The organism is Klebsiella aerogenes KCTC 2190, from assembly GCF_000215745.1.
GTDB lineage: Bacteria > Pseudomonadota > Gammaproteobacteria > Enterobacterales > Enterobacteriaceae > Klebsiella > Klebsiella aerogenes.
The window spans coordinates 3,388,504-3,400,668 of record NC_015663.1 but is presented as its reverse complement, the minus strand read 5'-3'; the positions used below and the strand labels follow the sequence as shown (position 1 = coordinate 3,400,668).

The 12,165-nt window shown below is 56.9% G+C and carries 17 protein-coding genes; 13 read left to right on the top strand and 4 right to left on the bottom strand.

Annotated features, from left to right (window positions below; genetic code table 11):
• Positions 1 to 14: 14 nt before the first annotated feature.
• The 10 genes from fliJ to sra all read left to right on the top strand — a co-directional run bounded on the left by fliJ (position 15) and on the right by sra (position 6,333).
• Positions 15 to 461 carry a flagellar export protein FliJ gene (gene fliJ / locus EAE_RS16030; RefSeq protein WP_015367295.1) on the top strand — a complete coding sequence of 149 codons (447 nt, stop codon included), beginning with the start codon at positions 15 to 17 and terminating at the stop codon, positions 459 to 461.
• Positions 458 to 1,636 (top strand): flagellar hook-length control protein FliK, encoded by a 1,179-nt coding sequence (locus EAE_RS16025; RefSeq protein ID WP_015704952.1) that lies wholly within the window; start codon positions 458 to 460, stop codon positions 1,634 to 1,636. Before fliJ ends, EAE_RS16025 begins: the two co-directional genes overlap by 4 nt.
• 162 nt (positions 1,637 to 1,798) lie before the next feature.
• Positions 1,799 to 2,287, top strand: a complete 489-nt coding sequence (fliL, locus tag EAE_RS16020; protein ID WP_015367297.1) for a flagellar basal body-associated protein FliL — start codon at positions 1,799 to 1,801, stop codon at positions 2,285 to 2,287.
• A 5-nt stretch (positions 2,288 to 2,292) separates the two neighbouring features.
• A complete protein-coding gene (fliM, locus tag EAE_RS16015; RefSeq protein WP_015367298.1) occupies positions 2,293 to 3,300 on the top strand; it encodes a flagellar motor switch protein FliM in 1,008 nt (335 codons plus the stop codon).
• Positions 3,293 to 3,709, top strand: coding sequence for a flagellar motor switch protein FliN (gene fliN / locus EAE_RS16010; RefSeq protein ID WP_015367299.1), 417 nt, complete (start codon positions 3,293 to 3,295; stop codon positions 3,707 to 3,709). Before fliM ends, fliN begins: the two co-directional genes overlap by 8 nt.
• Complete coding sequence (fliO, locus tag EAE_RS16005; protein WP_015704951.1) at positions 3,709 to 4,101, top strand: flagellar biosynthetic protein FliO; 393 nt, start codon at positions 3,709 to 3,711, stop codon at positions 4,099 to 4,101. Before fliN ends, fliO begins: the two co-directional genes overlap by 1 nt.
• Before the next feature lie 2 nt (positions 4,102 to 4,103).
• On the top strand, positions 4,104 to 4,865 hold the full coding sequence (gene fliP / locus EAE_RS16000; RefSeq protein ID WP_015704950.1) for a flagellar type III secretion system pore protein FliP: 762 nt from the start codon (positions 4,104 to 4,106) through the stop codon (positions 4,863 to 4,865).
• 16 nt (positions 4,866 to 4,881) lie between these two features.
• Positions 4,882 to 5,151, top strand: a complete 270-nt coding sequence (gene fliQ / locus EAE_RS15995) for a flagellar biosynthesis protein FliQ (RefSeq protein WP_015367302.1) — start codon at positions 4,882 to 4,884, stop codon at positions 5,149 to 5,151.
• Positions 5,152 to 5,153: 2 nt separating this feature from the next.
• The gene (fliR, locus tag EAE_RS15990) at positions 5,154 to 5,936 is read left to right on the top strand and encodes a flagellar biosynthetic protein FliR (RefSeq protein ID WP_015704949.1); all 783 of its coding nucleotides are present in this window, start codon (positions 5,154 to 5,156) and stop codon (positions 5,934 to 5,936) included.
• Between the two features lie 262 nt (positions 5,937 to 6,198).
• The gene (gene sra / locus EAE_RS25095) at positions 6,199 to 6,333 is read left to right on the top strand and encodes a stationary-phase-induced ribosome-associated protein (RefSeq protein ID WP_015367304.1); all 135 of its coding nucleotides are present in this window, start codon (positions 6,199 to 6,201) and stop codon (positions 6,331 to 6,333) included.
• A 311-nt stretch (positions 6,334 to 6,644) separates the two neighbouring features.
• Here the strand turns inward: sra and EAE_RS15985 are convergent, their stop codons facing one another.
• On the bottom strand, positions 6,645 to 7,535 hold the full coding sequence (locus EAE_RS15985) for a helix-turn-helix domain-containing protein (RefSeq protein ID WP_015704948.1): 891 nt from the start codon (positions 7,533 to 7,535) through the stop codon (positions 6,645 to 6,647).
• Positions 7,536 to 7,635: 100 nt separating this feature from the next.
• Here EAE_RS15985 and EAE_RS15980 point away from each other — a divergent pair, with 100 nt between their 5' ends.
• Entirely contained in the window at positions 7,636 to 8,043 is a 408-nt protein-coding gene (locus EAE_RS15980; RefSeq protein WP_015367306.1) for an MAPEG family protein, read from the top strand.
• A 2-nt stretch (positions 8,044 to 8,045) separates the two neighbouring features.
• Here EAE_RS15980 and EAE_RS15975 read toward each other — a convergent pair whose 3' ends face one another.
• Positions 8,046 to 8,981 (bottom strand): LysR family transcriptional regulator, encoded by a 936-nt coding sequence (locus EAE_RS15975; RefSeq protein ID WP_015704947.1) that lies wholly within the window; start codon positions 8,979 to 8,981, stop codon positions 8,046 to 8,048.
• 92 nt (positions 8,982 to 9,073) lie between these two features.
• Here EAE_RS15975 and EAE_RS15970 point away from each other — a divergent pair, with 92 nt between their 5' ends.
• Positions 9,074 to 9,553 (top strand): GNAT family N-acetyltransferase, encoded by a 480-nt coding sequence (locus tag EAE_RS15970; protein ID WP_015704946.1) that lies wholly within the window; start codon positions 9,074 to 9,076, stop codon positions 9,551 to 9,553.
• Between the two features lie 79 nt (positions 9,554 to 9,632).
• Here the strand turns inward: EAE_RS15970 and EAE_RS15965 are convergent, their stop codons facing one another.
• Together EAE_RS15965 and EAE_RS15960 are read right to left on the bottom strand one after the other, a co-directional pair.
• A complete protein-coding gene (locus tag EAE_RS15965) occupies positions 9,633 to 10,580 on the bottom strand; it encodes a hydroxyacid dehydrogenase (RefSeq protein ID WP_015704945.1) in 948 nt (315 codons plus the stop codon).
• Positions 10,577 to 11,272 (bottom strand): RraA family protein, encoded by a 696-nt coding sequence (locus EAE_RS15960; RefSeq protein WP_015704944.1) that lies wholly within the window; start codon positions 11,270 to 11,272, stop codon positions 10,577 to 10,579. Before EAE_RS15960 ends, EAE_RS15965 begins: the two co-directional genes overlap by 4 nt.
• Before the next feature lie 166 nt (positions 11,273 to 11,438).
• Between EAE_RS15960 and EAE_RS15955 the strand changes: the two genes are divergently transcribed.
• Positions 11,439 to 12,155, top strand: coding sequence for an IclR family transcriptional regulator (locus EAE_RS15955; protein WP_015704943.1), 717 nt, complete (start codon positions 11,439 to 11,441; stop codon positions 12,153 to 12,155).
• Positions 12,156 to 12,165: the final 10 nt, after the last annotated feature.

Sequence of the window (12,165 nt, the reverse complement as noted above, 5' to 3'; positions counted from 1 at the left end):
GGAGACGCCACGCGATGAAAGCACAGTCCCCTTTGATTACCCTGCGCAATCTGGCCCAGGAGGCCGTCGAACAGGCGGCGCAGCGTTTGGGCCAGGCGCGCCAGGCGCAACAGGCCGCCGAGCAACAGCTGACGATGTTGCTTAACTATCAGGACGAGTACCGGCAAAAGCTCAACAGCACCCTTTCTGGCGGCATGGAAAGCTCGCGCTGGCAGAACTACCAGCAGTTCATTGCCACCCTCGAACAGGCTATCGAACAACAGCGCCAGCAGCTTCTGCAGTGGGGGCAAAAGGTGGATCACGCCGTGAAGCAGTGGCAGGACCATCAGCAGCGGCTGAACGCCTACGATACCCTGCACACGCGCGCGCAAAACGCCGAGCTGCAGTTGGAAAACAAACGCAATCAAAAATTGATGGATGAGTTCGCGCAACGCAGTACACAAAGGAATACCGCTTCATGAATCTCAATGCTTTGCCCGCCCTTAGCCTACCCGGCGACGCCAGCGCCCTGCCGGATCTGGCGCTCGATGACGCTCAGCTGTCATCTGCCTTTGCGCAACTGCTTGGCGCGCGCTTCACGCCCGCGCAAAGCGGCACGCTGCCGCCGGCGGCGCTGAGCGCCGACGATGAAAGCGCCCCGCCGCTAAGCCGTAACCAGCTTAACCAGCTGCTGGCCGCGCTTGGCGAACGCGGCGCGCTGCTGGTCAATGCGCTACCGGCATCGGCGGAAAACGCCGTCGACGCAACAGCGAAAAAAGAGGATACGCGCCCGGATACGCCGCCGCTCAGCGAGGCGAAAACTTTAGATCCGGCGACGCTGCAGGCACTGTACGCCATGCTGCCGGCGGCAATCGTCGCCCCGCCGCCGCAGACCGCGCTACCGCAGGCTCAACCAGCTGCGACCAGCGGCGATAAAACCGCGCTCCACATCGGCAACGCGGCGACTCAGCATGTCGCGAACCTGCCGGAAGGCGAACCGGCGGCGAAGCCGCAGCCGGGCACGGATCCCCTTAGCGGGCAAAATCTGCCTTCTCCTGTTGTGCAGACCGCGACCACGCCGCAGCACGATATGGCCGAACGTCCGGCGGAGAATACCCCATCGCAACCTGCCGCCGTCGCTTTCTCCGCCGCCAGCCCCAGCCAGAGCGCCACGCCCGCCAGTGCGCTGGTAACCGCGCCGCCGACGCCGCAGCTTAATGCCCAGCTCGGCAGCCCGGAATGGCAGCAGGCGCTGAGCCAGCAGGTGCTGATGTTCCACCGCAACGGCCAGCAGAGCGCCGAACTGCGCCTGCATCCGCAGGAGCTGGGGGCGCTGCAGATCACCCTGCAGCTCGACGATAAACAGGCGCAGCTGCACATCGCTTCCGCACACGGTCAGGTACGCGCGGCGGTCGAGGCGGCTATGCCGCAGCTACGTCACGCGCTGGCTGAGAGCGGAATCAACCTCGGTCAGAGCAGCGTTGGCGGCGAGGCGACGCCGCAGTGGCAGCAGCAAAACGGTAACGGTGAAGGCCGCGCCAGCTACGCTGAACGCCATGGCGGCGGCAGCGATGCCGCGCCGATTGAGCCAGTCAGCGCCCCGGCAGCCCTGCAGCGAATGGCCAACCAGCTCAACGGCGTCGATATTTTCGCCTGAGGGGCGCTAAACGGCCAATCTGGCCCCCATTTGCCCGTTTATTCCGGCTATTGCCTCGCGCGTTAGCCGCGATAATACCTTTATATGTCATACGTGCGGCGCCGCCGCGCGTGATGCCCGTCAGCAACGCGGCGGGCGGAACAACAGGAATTTGATTTGGCTATGTCTCAAAACTCCCTTCCGGCAACCGCGCCCAAACGCCCCTTACTGATCATCCTGCTGACGATCGTCGCCGTGGCCGCCTGCGCAGCCGCAGGTTACAGCTGGTGGCTGCTGCAACAGCGCGACGGCGGCGCGCAAACCGCCATCGAAAAGGAAAAACCGCCCGCGCCGCCGGTATTTATGCCGCTGGATACCTTCACCGTCAATCTGGTGACCCCGGACAACGATCCGGACCGCGTACTGTATATCGGCCTGACGCTGCGCCTGCCGGATGAAGCAACCCGCCGTCAGCTTAATGATTTCCTGCCGGAGGTGCGTAGCCGCCTGCTGATGCTGCTTTCGCGTCAGGAGGCCGGTCACCTGGCGAATGAGCAGGGCAAGCAGCAGCTGGTCGCGCAGATCAAAGAGACGCTGAGCGCGCCGCTGGTTAAGGGACAACCGAAGCAGGTGGTCAGCGATGTGCTGTTCACCGCCTTCATACTGCGGTAATCACCATGGGCGATAGCATTCTTTCACAGGCAGAGATCGACGCCTTGCTCAACGGCGACAACACGGGCGACGAGCCCGAGACGGTTGTCGGCGGTAAAGAGAGCGAGGTTAAGCCTTACGATCCGAATACCCAGCGCCGCGTGGTGCGTGAACGCCTGCAGGCGCTGGAAATTATCAACGAGCGTTTTGCCCGGCAGTTCCGCATGGGATTGTTCAACCTGCTGCGCCGCAGCCCGGACATCACCGTCGGGCCGATTAAAATTCAGCCGTACCACGAGTTTGCCCGCAACCTGCCGGTGCCGACCAACCTTAACCTGGTACACCTGAACCCGCTGCGCGGCACCGCGCTGTTCGTCTTCGCGCCGAGCCTGGTGTTTATCGCCGTCGATAACCTGTTCGGCGGCGACGGGCGTTTCCCGACCAAGGTCGAAGGCCGCGAATTCACGCCCACCGAACAGCGGGTGATCAAACGCATGCTGCGCCTGGCGCTGGACGCCTACGGTGACGCATGGAGCGCAATCTATAAGATTGACGTCGAATATGTGCGTGCGGAAATGCAGGTCAAATTCACCAACATCACCACCTCGCCGAACGATATCGTGGTGACCACGCCGTTCCAGGTGGAGATTGGCGCGCTAAGCGGTGAATTCAATATCTGTATTCCTTTCGCCATGATTGAGCCGCTGCGTGAACTGCTGACCAATCCGCCGCTGGAGAATTCCCGCCAGGAAGATAGCCAGTGGCGCGAAACGTTGGTCAAGCAGGTGCAGCACTCTGAGCTGGAGCTGATTGCCAACTTCGTCGATATCCCGATGCGCTTGTCGAAAATACTTAAGCTGCAGCCTGGCGACGTTTTACCGATAGATAAACCGGATCGCATTATCGCCCATGTCGACGGCGTGCCGGTGCTAACCAGCCAATATGGCACCTTAAACGGGCAGTACGCCCTTCGTGTTGAACACTTGATTAACCCTATTTTGAATGCTCTGAGTGAGGAACAGCCCAATGAGTGATCCTAAGCAACCGTCTGGCGCAGGAAAGGAATCCGTAGACGATCTGTGGGCTGATGCGCTTAATGAACAACAGTCGTCTGAGAAATCCAGCGCCACCACCGATGGGGTGTTCAAATCGCTGGAGGCCCAGGATGCGCTCGGCAGCCTGCAGGATATCGATCTGATCCTCGATATTCCGGTGAAGCTGACCGTTGAACTGGGGCGCACCAAAATGACGATTAAAGAGCTGCTGCGCCTGTCGCAGGGATCGGTTGTCGCGCTGGATGGCCTGGCGGGCGAACCGCTGGATATCCTGATCAACGGCTATCTGATAGCCCAGGGCGAAGTGGTGGTGGTGGCCGATAAATTCGGCGTGCGCATTACCGATATCATTACCCCGTCCGAACGTATGCGTCGGTTGAGCCGCTAATGACCGCCCCCGTTACCGTGCAGGCCAGCCAACCGGTTACCGAACCGGCAGTATCCGGCGGCTCGGCGCTCATGCAGGTAAGCAGCGCGCTCGGCGCGATTCTGCTCCTGATCCTGCTGGCCGGTTGGTTGTTCCGCCGTCTCGGCTTTGCGCCGCAGGCGCGCAACGGCCGGTTGCTTAACCTGCGCGCCAGCTGCCAGGTTGGCCAGCGCGAGCGCGTGGTGGTGGTGGAAGTCGATAACACCCTGCTGGTGCTGGGCGTCACCGCCCAGCAGATCACTCCGCTTCATCAGTACCCGGCGCCGCCGCGCGATGAAGATACTCCGGCGGTCACGCCTGCGAACGACTTCCGCCAGCTGATGCAAAACATCCTCAAACGCCCGGAAAAATAGCCATGTTCCCTACTCTGTCCGCTTGCCTTCGCCGTCGGGCGCCGTGGCTCGCCGCCGCGTTACTGCTGCTGAGCCCAGCCGCCTTCGCACAGCTGCCGGGGCTTATCAGTCATCCGCTGGCCAACGGCGGCCAGAGCTGGTCGCTGCCGGTACAGACGCTGGTGCTGTTGACCTCGCTGACCTTCCTGCCGGCGATGCTGCTGATGATGACCAGTTTTACCCGCATTATCATCGTACTGGGTCTGCTGCGTAACGCGCTGGGCACGCCTTCCGCGCCGCCGAACCAGGTGATGCTTGGGCTGGCGCTGTTCCTGACCTTCTTTATCATGTCGCCGGTGTTCGACAAGGTCTATCAGGAGGCGTACCTGCCCTTCAGCCAGGACAAGATCGGCCTTGATACAGCGCTGGATAAAGGCGCGCAGCCGCTGCGCGAATTTATGCTGCGCCAGACGCGCGAAAGCGATCTGGCGCTGTACGCTCGTTTGGCCAACCAGCCGCCGCTGGCCGGGCCGGAGGCGGTACCGATGCGTATTCTGCTGCCCGCCTACGTCACCAGCGAACTGAAAACCGCCTTCCAGATTGGTTTTACGGTGTTTATTCCGTTCCTGATTATCGATTTAGTGGTCGCCAGCGTGCTGATGGCGCTGGGGATGATGATGGTGCCGCCGGCGACGATCTCGCTGCCGTTTAAGCTAATGCTTTTTGTGCTGGTGGATGGCTGGCAGCTGCTGCTGGGCTCGCTGGCGCAGAGCTTCTATTCCTGAACCGCGGAGAACAATCATGACGCCGGAATCCGTGATGGCCATTGGCACCGAAGCGATGAAGGTCGCCCTGGCGCTGGCCGCCCCGCTGCTGCTGGCGGCGCTAATCAGCGGGCTGGTGGTCAGCCTGCTGCAGGCCGCCACCCAGATTAACGAGATGACCCTATCGTTCATCCCCAAAATTCTCGCGGTAGTGGCGACGATTATTATCGCCGGACCGTGGATGCTGAACCTGCTGCTGGACTATATGCGCACATTATTCAGCAACCTGCCTAATATTATTGGCTAGCCGTGATCCCCTTTGACAGCGCGCAGCTTAGCGAATGGCTCAGCCAGTATTTCTGGCCGCTGCTGCGTATTCTGGCCCTCATCAGCACCGCGCCGGTGCTGAGTGAAAAGCAGATAAGCAAAAAGGTGAAAATCGGTCTCGGCGGCCTGATTGCGATACTGATCGCCCCAACGCTGCCCATCAACGCGATCCCCATTATCTCTGCTGCCGGTTTATGGCTGGCGATTCAGCAGATCCTGATCGGCGCGGCGCTGGGGCTAACGATGCAGCTGGCTTTCGCCGCGGTACGCCTCGCCGGCGAAGTCATCGGCATGCAGATGGGGCTATCGTTCGCCACCTTCTTCGACCCCAGCGGCGGCCCCAATATGCCGGTGCTGGCGCGGCTGCTGAACCTGCTGGCAATGCTGCTGTTTTTAAGCTTTGACGGCCACCTGTGGCTTATCTCGCTGCTGGCCGACAGTTTCCATACCCTGCCGATCCAGAGCCAGCCGCTGAACGGCAACGGTTTCCTGGCGCTCGCCCAACTGGGTTCGTTAATCTTTATCAACGGCATGATGCTGGCGTTACCGCTGATTTGTCTGTTGCTCACGCTCAATATCGCCCTGGGTCTGCTCAACCGCATGACGCCGCAGCTATCGGTATTCGTGATCGGTTTCCCGGTGACCATGACCTTTGGCATTATGACCCTCGGCATGATGATGCCGATGCTGGCCCCCTTCTGCGAACACCTGTTTGGCGAGATGTTCGATCGCCTGGCGGCCGTTATCGGCGGTATGACGTTTTAACCTTGCCGCTATTTCCCTCTTTTTCGCCGGACAAAATGGCAATAAAGACCGTTTACTGGGATAAAAGCCAGGAAAAACGTTTTTATTGCTACTAAGGTCCGAATGTTCATAGCGGCTTGAATTAAAAAATAGTCACCCTACAATAAATCCTGAATTTAATTTTTAGTGAATTTTATTTTTTAGAAAAATTGAAACCTCGGGAAACGCAGAATATTTTCATGCGTGGGTTTAGTGTATCTTTAATAAAATAAGGAGCGACATCATGATTAAGGCGAAAGGTAACCGTATAGCGCGGCGCATATTAGGCCTGCCCCACTGGGAAAGCAACCGATTTAAAATCGTGCTGGCCGACACTGCCGCTGGCGGAAAATGGAAAGTGGTGAAGAAAAAGAAATAATCCTGACTGGCAATTGTTCTATCCGCAACATAATTCCAAATTGCACAGTGCGGTAGCCCCGGTAAGCGGCAGCGCCACCGGGGATTTTGAGGCCACCCACACAGGCAGTTTCAGTTCGCAATGGTACGTTCCGTAGGTCGGGTAAGGCGTTAGCCGCCACCCGACAAAAATATTCCTGTCGGTTTCCATTCTACATTTGACCATAGAAGATATAGATGTTGCCTGGTTCGGAAAAACAAAAGAATTAATAAAACAGTCAAGGAGAAATAACTCCTCTTTACTCTATAATTACTTTCTTTAAATGAATACGCTCACACAGCATGACGCAGCGCCCGTATTCCCTTTCCAGTCTGACGACGCAGCAGCGCAAGCAGCGTTGACACTTCCGAATAACCCACGTCAGCGGTAATCGTCTCAATATCTTTCCCCTCGGCAAGCAGCTGCTTTACTCGTTCGACCCGCAATTGCTGAAAAAAAGCCAACGGTGATTTCCCCAGCGCGGCTTCCATTCTGCGCTGTAAGGTGCGCGGATGCACGTTAAGCGCACCGGCGGCCGCCTGCAGGGAAAATCCCTGCGCCAGATGCGCCCGCGACCAGTGCTCAAAGCGGTTTATCAGGTCATCGGCATGCTGAGGATAACCTGCCGGCAGGCGTGAAACCTGAGGATGGCGGATATCAGCCGCCATCGCTGTCGTCAGCAAATCCGCAAGCGGCAGGCTGCTCTGGCGAATCAACCACAGCGCCAGCTCCACATGGCCCATCATAGCGCCGGGAAGCATTGGCGGGGCCGCATTGAGCCATGACGTTGTGGCGGCCTGCTCATTGAGCAAACGGCTATCAGCCAGGATGAAGGTATTTAAACAGGCAGCGGCAATTTTAACGCCGTGCTTCGCCATGTTTTGCAAAAACCGCTTAGCGTCAGCAATATCGTGCCAGCCATCCGGTGGCGATTGTCGTGCGTGAACGTTGATCGCCGGCACCACAATCCAGTCGGGATAATCCAAACCCGATGCCTGATGAGCAGGAATACTCAGCCCATGGGCTGATTTAACCTGCCCGGTCATTGCAATCATTTGCACCTCAAAGCGAGAAATATTCATGCTCTGGCGTCGCGCCATATCATTGGCCGCGGCGAACGTATCCAGCAACGTCGCTAAGCCGGTGTCGAAAACGCCATCCAGAGCCAGAATATTTATCTTCATGTCGTTAATGGTATTGAAATTGTCATTTTTGCATATGGTTCTATTTTAACCTTAGCCATAGACTTTCCTCTATCGTTATTAATTACCAGAGCCAAATAACATGAAAAATAACCCTGAACTGATTATCCTTACGTTAATTTGTCTGCTAACGGTTATGATGTGGATCCCCTATATTATTGCCAGAGCCACACGTGCTAACGTCGCGCCCGCAGCGGGTAATGGCCATTCGCCATCAATCGGGACGGCGCCCTGGGCGCAGCGTGCGCAAAAGGCGCACGCCAACGCGGTAGAAAACCTCGTTATTTTTGCCCCACTGGTTGTGGCCGCCGCGTTGCTTAACGTCAATAACGCCATAACGTTAATTGCGGCTAAAATTTATTTGCTCGCGCGCATCGTCCATTATATTGCGTATACCGCCGGGATCCCCGTTATCCGGACTCTCGCCTTTCAGAGCGGTTTTGTCGCGACGGTTACTATTGCGATAGTTATTTTAAGTTCCGTTTTTTGAGGTTAAAAACTCCCGGCATTCGCTGCCAACGCCAGGCTTTGTAGCGCCGTCTTCAGCCATTTGGTTGCCCCTCGCTGCCCGCCGCGTTTATGGGAATAGATCTTCACGGTGAACGGGCTGATGGCGAACGGCAAAGGAAAAATCGCGATCGGGGCGGCATGAAGGAACTTCTCTGCGGCATAACGAGGAATCGCCATTAACAGATCGCTTTGCGCCACAATAAACGGCGCGCTAAGCATTGAGGGGGTTTTGAGCGCTATCTGCCGGGTATAGCCTAATTCCTGCAGACGTAAATCCAACACCCCCTGCTTTTCGTTCCACGGCGTGACCACCAGATGGCGCGCGGCGAGATAATCCGCCAGCGTCAGCGCCGTGCGACGGGTATGGCTGATAACCACATACTCATCCTCGAACCAGTCAATTTCCTCGAGTTCATGATGACGAATATCTTCAGCGGTGCTGAAGCCCAGCGCCAGATCCACCTCCCCCGCCAGTAGCTCCGTCAGCGCCGGGCTATGTGGCAAATAACGGAGCTCAAAACGCAGGCCCGGCGCTTCATGCTGCAGCTTTTGCATTAGCGCAGGGAAAATGCATAACGCGGTGAAATCGGTAATGGCTATCTGGATCCGCTCGGTGCTGTCGGCGGCACTAAATTCTGGCTGTCGCGTGAGTTCCTGATTAAGCAATTTCAATACTGAAGCGATGGAGGGCGCGAGTTGCGTGGCATAGACGCTCGGGCACATCCGATGCCCTTCGCGAAAAAACAACGGATCGTTCAGCGCCACGCGCAGCCGCGACAGCGCGTGGCTCAACGCGGATGTACTCATCGCCAGCTCATCGGCGGCGAGACGAACGGAACTGTGGCGATAGATGGCATCAAAAACAAGCAACAGATTGAGATCGAGGCGTCTGAGCGCCGGATGCATAATATTCATCATTGGGTGATTTCATTGCACTTAATTCTTCTGACAATACCCCCTATGCTTAGCGTCATCAATATCATTAACGTGTGAATACGACAGGAAAAATAATGAGTATTACGATTCGACAGGCCCGTCCGGACGATGCTTCTGCCATCTACAACATGATTTATGAGCTGGCGGTGTATGAAAAAGCCCCGCAGGAAGTGGTTACTACCCCCGACGAGATCCGCGAAACCTTGTTTGGCGACGACAGTAAGACCGAAGCGCTGATCTGCGAAATTGACGGTAAAACGGCGGGCTATGCCGTGTTCTTCACCAGCTATTCAACCTGGCTCGGACGCAACGGTATTTATATGGAAGATTTGTATATCTCACCGGATTATCGCGGCCAGGGCGCGGGTCGAGCGCTGCTAAAAACCATTGCCCGGTATGCGGTTGCGCGCCGCTGCGGACGCCTTGAGTGGAGCGTGCTGGACTGGAACCAGCCGGCCATTGATTTTTACCTCAGTATTGGCGCCGCGGCGCAAAGCGAATGGGTCCGCTATCGCCTCGATGGCGAAGCGCTGGTTAATTTTGCGGAGCAATAACATTGCTCACAGCATCACTCAGCTTGCTCTTTGCAAAAAGCACAGCAGCCCCGAAAGAGCGGAGCTGCTGGAAGACAAGTTAGTACGCTGTTTCAGTCTGCGATGAATCCTGCACTACCTGTAGAATATTGGCCGCGGCGGCGGTACCCATTTTGACGTAAGAGGCGTCGCTTACGCCGCCAACGTGCGGAGACAGAATGACATTTTCGACCCGCTCCCAGATGTGCGGCGTGGTGAGTGGTTCGTTGTTAAAGCTATCGAGCGCCGCCCAGCGCAACGCCCCCCCTTTTAATGCCGCTGCCAGCGCTGCATCGTCGATTAATCCGCCCCGCGCGGTATTGACCAGGATGGCGCCGGGTTTACACTGTGCCAGCGTAACGGCATTTATCATTCCCCGATTTTGCGGCGTTAAGGGACAATGAAGGGAGACAACATCAGCCTGCGCGAGAAGGTCTTCGAGTACATCAACACGTTCGCATCCGGGAGGAACCGTGGCGGCATAAGGATCGTAAGCCAACACCTTCATACCGAAGGCGCCGGCAATTTTCGCCACCCGACTGCCAATCGCCCCCAGACCAATCAGCCCCAGCGTTTTGCCTTCCAGTTCGAGCGATTTATGCGTCGATTTATCCCAGTGCCCTTCGCGCAGGCGGCGGTCAAGCGGAATGATTGACTTGGCACAGGCCAGAATTAATGCCCAGGCGTGTTCTGAAACCGCCGCGGCGTTAGCGCCTGTCGCCGCGCGAACCATGATGCCGCGCGCCGCCGCCGCTTCGACGTCAATGACATCAATGCCGCTGCCATGCTTGGAAATGACCTTCAACGCCGGAGCGGCATCCATCACAGATGCCGTAATCTTGCCATAGCGCACTAATATGGCGACCGGATTATGCTGCTGACATAATTCTGTCAGTTGGTTTTCTGTTGGTTGGCGGCCAGCAAACACGAGCTCATAATCTTCCAGCATGCCGAGCGCCGCTTCGGCCAAATCGCTGCCGGTTACCAGTACGACTTTTTTAGCGCTCATGGCAATGCCTCCCCTTCGCTCAGCATACCCGCCTGACGCAACGCATTCTCCAGCCAGTGTGGGCGAAGATCGCCATCGTGGATAGCCGAAAGACGTTTGACTTCCCCTTCCAGTTTACCTTTCGCCAGCTCAATGATGGTGCCTACTTCATCGCGGGGGATAACCACCACGCCGTCAATATCCCCTACCACCAGGTCACCCGCCTGCACCGCGGCGCCCGCGACCGAAATAGCATGATTGACCCGGCCTGGAATGAACTTGGTGGGACCACACGGATTAAGACCGGCTGCGAAAACAGGAAAGCTTTGTTTACTTAAGGTTTCAGCATCGCGAACTGCGCCGTCAATGATGATACCTGCGATGCCGCTGGCCTGCGCCTGCGTGGCCATGATCTCACCCAGTAAAGCGCAGGAGAGATCGCCCTTGCCGTCTATCACTAACACATCGCCAGGTTTGGCGACGGCCATCGCCGCGTGAATAGCCAGATTATCTCCCGGACGGACCTCTACGGTAATCGCCGGGCCGGCCACAGCCATGTTTGGCGCCAGTGGCTTGATACGGCCATGTAATGTGCCGCGGCGTCCGGCCACGTCGGCGAGAATCGCCGCCTGATATTCAGCGGCCTGACGGACCTCCTCCGCGCTAACGCGCTCAATATCCACATTGATTAATTTCTGTTGTGATGCAGGCATGGTTAGTCTCCATTTGTTTTACTATGTACAACATGAATGTACTATATAAAACAACTATACGAGCATTGCTTCTCTTTTCGCCAGCGCTGAGAGCGTGTTTGTGATGTAAACACGATGTTAATCACAAAATTCAGGTACAATTTTGTTCGGCCAAAAGGAGAAAATGATGGGGAATGAAGGCGTAATTGCCGTTGAAAAGGCGCTCGCTTTACTGGATTGCTTCCGGCCCGGTAATGACAGCCTGACGTTAACTGAGCTGGCCCAGCTTTCGGGATACCACAAAACCACCGTTTATCGCTTAATGAATTCGCTTGAGCGTATGAACTACATTATCCGGCATGATGATGGCACCTATACGCTCGGCCACCGTCTGCTCTATCTCGGCAAGCTTTATGAGCAATCATTTCAGCTTGCGAGAATTGTACAACCGGAATTGCAGGCGCTGTCTCAGGCCTCCAGTGAAAGCGCGAGCTGGTATGTGATAGAGGGCGGCCAACGCCTGTGTCTGTTCCGCGCCGAAGCGTCAGAGGGATTACGCCATAGCAACCTGCCCGGCAGTCAATTTCCACTGGATGGCTCCGCTATCAGCAAAGTTTTACGTCATTGGGGACTGGGTGAGGCGCTTTCGGAAGACGAAGAAACGCTGCCGTTCTATACCTCTGGCGCGCGCGATCCGCACACCGCGGCCTTCGCGATGCCGGTTTTTGGCGTCCACGATAACCCCATCGCGGCACTGGCGCTGACAGGACCGTCATCGCGTCTGACTGCGGACCGCAAAGAGAGCGGCCTCAGCCAGCTAATGCGCGAGACGGCCAACCGCCTGTCGATCAAGTTAGGAGCCAGTAAATCCTTCTGCGAAACGTTTTACGATATAAAAGAATAACGTATGTTGA

Coding starts and splice junctions, on each gene's coding strand:
- fliJ (WP_015367295.1), top strand. CDS start 15: ATGAAAGCACAGTCCCCTTTGATTACCCTGCGCAATCTGGCCCAGGAG.
- EAE_RS16025 (WP_015704952.1), top strand. CDS start 458: ATGAATCTCAATGCTTTGCCCGCCCTTAGCCTACCCGGCGACGCCAGC.
- fliL (WP_015367297.1), top strand. CDS start 1,799: ATGTCTCAAAACTCCCTTCCGGCAACCGCGCCCAAACGCCCCTTACTG.
- fliM (WP_015367298.1), top strand. CDS start 2,293: ATGGGCGATAGCATTCTTTCACAGGCAGAGATCGACGCCTTGCTCAAC.
- fliN (WP_015367299.1), top strand. CDS start 3,293: ATGAGTGATCCTAAGCAACCGTCTGGCGCAGGAAAGGAATCCGTAGAC.
- fliO (WP_015704951.1), top strand. CDS start 3,709: ATGACCGCCCCCGTTACCGTGCAGGCCAGCCAACCGGTTACCGAACCG.
- fliP (WP_015704950.1), top strand. CDS start 4,104: ATGTTCCCTACTCTGTCCGCTTGCCTTCGCCGTCGGGCGCCGTGGCTC.
- fliQ (WP_015367302.1), top strand. CDS start 4,882: ATGACGCCGGAATCCGTGATGGCCATTGGCACCGAAGCGATGAAGGTC.
- sra (WP_015367304.1), top strand. CDS start 6,199: ATGATTAAGGCGAAAGGTAACCGTATAGCGCGGCGCATATTAGGCCTG.
- EAE_RS15985 (WP_015704948.1), bottom strand. CDS start 7,535: ATGAAGATAAATATTCTGGCTCTGGATGGCGTTTTCGACACCGGCTTA.
- EAE_RS15980 (WP_015367306.1), top strand. CDS start 7,636: ATGAAAAATAACCCTGAACTGATTATCCTTACGTTAATTTGTCTGCTA.
- EAE_RS15975 (WP_015704947.1), bottom strand. CDS start 8,981: ATGATGAATATTATGCATCCGGCGCTCAGACGCCTCGATCTCAATCTG.
- EAE_RS15970 (WP_015704946.1), top strand. CDS start 9,074: ATGAGTATTACGATTCGACAGGCCCGTCCGGACGATGCTTCTGCCATC.
- EAE_RS15965 (WP_015704945.1), bottom strand. CDS start 10,580: ATGAGCGCTAAAAAAGTCGTACTGGTAACCGGCAGCGATTTGGCCGAA.
- EAE_RS15960 (WP_015704944.1), bottom strand. CDS start 11,272: ATGCCTGCATCACAACAGAAATTAATCAATGTGGATATTGAGCGCGTT.
- EAE_RS15955 (WP_015704943.1), top strand. CDS start 11,439: ATGGGGAATGAAGGCGTAATTGCCGTTGAAAAGGCGCTCGCTTTACTG.